3 protein-coding genes are annotated in these 3,016 nt (G+C 65.8%); all 3 read right to left on the bottom strand.

Going from position 1 to position 3,016, the window contains the following annotated elements:
• Positions 1-196, bottom strand: a 196-nt coding sequence (locus KDH09_06140) for a hypothetical protein (GenBank protein MCB0219258.1), incomplete at its 3' end; no start/stop codon positions are given.
• A gap of 11 nt (positions 197-207) precedes the next feature.
• Entirely contained in the window at positions 208-1,848 is a 1,641-nt protein-coding gene (locus KDH09_06135) for a glycosyltransferase family 39 protein (GenBank protein MCB0219257.1), read from the bottom strand.
• 88 nt (positions 1,849-1,936) lie between these two features.
• On the bottom strand, positions 1,937-3,016 hold a 1,080-nt coding region (locus tag KDH09_06130; GenBank protein MCB0219256.1), incomplete at its 5' end, for a YfhO family protein.

The following is a 3,016-nucleotide window of genomic DNA, read 5'->3' as shown; positions in this document are numbered from 1 at the left end:
CCCCGTCGAGGCTCGCGCCGTTGCCGGCGAGAATGTTCCGGGCCACCTGCCAGTACATGTAGGAATCATCTGGAAAGACTTTTTCGAGGAGCCAGCGAAGCGGCGAGAGCGCCACCATGAGCCGCAGTGCAAAACCGCCGGCAAAAAGCCAGAACACGGTGCTTTGGGAGACGGGCTTGTTGTCCTGCTCGCTCATTCGGGCCTTTCCTAATCAACCAGTCGCTTGCATGCCGCGGGGGTGACATTGGGGTCGGCCTTCTGTCCCGGCGGCAGAATGCGGTAGAGCGTGAGCGGGCCCTTCCACTTCCATGTCGAACCCTCGGACTCGCACGCGGCCAGCGGCACGAGCCGCTCGGTCAGATCGGTCTTGATGAAGAAGCCGTAGCGCTCGGCAATGAAGAAGTCCCAGTCGACGAGATACTGCAGGCCCGATTCGTCGATGTATTCGCCCAGGCGCTTCTTCTTGATGTCGGCCATCACGGCGTCGTTGCCGATGCCGTCGAGGTTCATCACCTGGTTGGGGTTGTAGTAGGCCATGGCCAGGATGTTGAATCCGCCGGCCACCGGGCGCGCGGACTTGGGAAGAATCGTGCGTACCTGGTGGGCCAGATCGTACATGTCTACCTGCCAGGGGTAGTACCCGATCACCCACACGCGAACGAAGGTAATGAGAAAGCCCGCGACCAGCAGCACCTGCACCGCGCGGAGCGCGCCCGTCCTGAGCTGCTCGCCGAAGACGCGCCAGAGCAGCACGAGCCACAGCGCGCCCGCCCACGAAGAGGGCAACAGGTACCACTGCCGCACCGACAAGCGGATCGCGCCGTGGACGAAGATGAGTGCCAGCAGACAGAGCACCGGGATGAGCAGCAGCCCGCGCCATTTGCGCCAGATCTCGGCGCGCTCTTCGTCGCGGGGTTCCTTGCGCCCCAGCGCCCAGAGCGCCGCGCCGGCGAGCACCGGGCCCCAGGCCGCGGCGGTGGGGATCTTCCAGAGCAGCGCGCGCAGGAAGTTGCCGGCCATCTCGGTCACGCGCTGGGCGGTGGTCCATCCCTCGCGCAGCATGTGGTTGGCCACGGGCTGGGAACTCCCGCTCGTTTGAATGAAGTGTCCGGTCTCCAGATACATGTAGGAGAGCCACGGCACGACGATCACGCTGGAGGCAAGGCCCAACACGACGGGACGGCGCAGGCGCTCGACAATGTTTTTCGACGGATGGGTCAGCAGCAGGTGGAAGAGCACCACCAGGTGGAAGAGCACGCTGTCGGTGCGCGCGAGCATCGAAAAGCCCGCAACGAGGCCCACGACGATCCAGCCCTTCAGGTCATCGCGCTCTTCGGAGCGCATCTTCGCGTAGAGATAGAAGTAGGCCAGCAGCAGCAGCGCGTTGAGACCATCGCCCAGGCCCGAGACGACGAAGCCGAGCTGGTAGGGATTGAACAGGTAGGCCGCCGCCGCCAGCAGGGAGAGCTTCTCGCGCCCGGTAATCAGTTTGGCGCTCTTCCAGACCAGCCACGCGGTGACCAGATCGAGCGTCCCGGCAAAGACGAGCTGCGCGTGGATGGGCAGGTCGCCGCCGTTGTCGAAGAGCGCCATGAACGCGATGCTCGGCAGCATCCACAGCGGGTGATAAGCGGTGGTGAGGTTCACGCCGTCGAGGCTCGCCCCGTTGCCGGCCACGATGTTCCTGGCCACCTGCCAGTACATGTAGGCATCGTCGGGCAGGTTGCGGGTCATCAGCCAGCGCAGCGGGAGCACCGCCACGACGACGCGCAGCAGCCAGCCGGCGGCGAAGACGCCGACGACCAGGCGGTTGTCCACGGATTCGGGTTGCTTGCTCTGCTCGCTCATGCGGGTCCTGTCTTCGGGTTTTTCGGGCGGCGCCTCGCCGGGCCGGAAACGGCCCGCTCTATAGCCCATTTGCCCCTGCGGGGCCATTTCAGGGGTTCTTGCGCCTTGCCCGGTAGAGCGAGAGGCCCAGCAGGACGAGCAGGGCCATCGCGGCGCCTGCGCTGATGCGGCTTCCCCAGTAGAAGGAGGGCGGCTCGTAGCGGAATTCCACCTGCGAGCGCCCGGCCGGGACGCGAATGCCCTGGAAGAAGCCCAACGCGCCGGTGATCGGGACTTCCTTGCCGCCGACAAAGGCCCGCCAGCCGGGCATGTTGCGCACGATTCGAACCAGCCAGCCGCCGGTGGGAGAATCCACGGACATGGTTTCGGCGTCGGGATTGTCGTCGCCATCGAACTCCACCGTGCCTGCGCGCTCTTCGAGGGCCGCGCGGAATCGCTCGCGCGCGGCGGCGCCGGGGCGTTCCTGTCCCAGGGCTTGCTGCCAGGCCTTCTGGTCGGTCACCTCATCCGAGCCGAGTACGAAGACCCGCGCGGAGGGATCGGGAATCTGCCAGAGGGTCACATCGTCGTCGCGGTAGAGCACCGGTAGATCGAGCGTGCCCCACTGGCTCAGGGTGAGCACGGCCGAAGTGCCCAGCAGGCGGAGCTTGGGGACTGCCTCCCCGATGAGTTCGAGGCGTTCCTTTCCGGCGCGATCAAAGCCGCGCAGCGGCAGGATGATGGACATGTATTCACTGGGCTGCATGCTGGTGCGACCGTCGGGGGTGGGCAGGTCCCAGATGATACTGGCAAGCGCCGGCGCGCGGTGGCGCAGCAGATTCCAGTCGCCGCCGAGCACTTCTCGCGGGGAGATGGCCGAGAAGAACTTTCCTTCGGGAACTTTCTCTGCGTAGACGGGCCGGGCAAAGGGCGTCTCCACGTCGCTACCGCGAATTCCGAACTCGCGGTTGAACCACACGAGCTCAGCGCCGCAGAGAACGAACAGCGCGACCGAGAGTCGCGCGAAGCGAATGCGATCGGACGCGCGGGCCCAGACGCCGATGAGCAGCCCGACCAGCGCAAGGAAACCCAGGTTCGAGAGCAGCAGGGGATTGAGGCCGGTGGCGTGCTCGATCTGCCCGAGGGCGTGAGTGGGCCGGTCGGTGGCATAGCTCAGGCGCCGCTCCAT

The organism is Chrysiogenia bacterium (assembly GCA_020434085.1).
Lineage (GTDB): Bacteria > JAGRBM01 > JAGRBM01 > JAGRBM01 > JAGRBM01 > JAGRBM01.
This window is presented reverse-complemented; position numbering and strand designations above follow the sequence as displayed.

What these genes read in the sequence shown, in the direction of transcription:
- KDH09_06135 (MCB0219257.1), bottom strand. Translation starts at nt 1,848, where the DNA reads ATGAGCGAGCAGAGCAAGCAACCCGAATCCGTGGACAACCGCCTGGTC.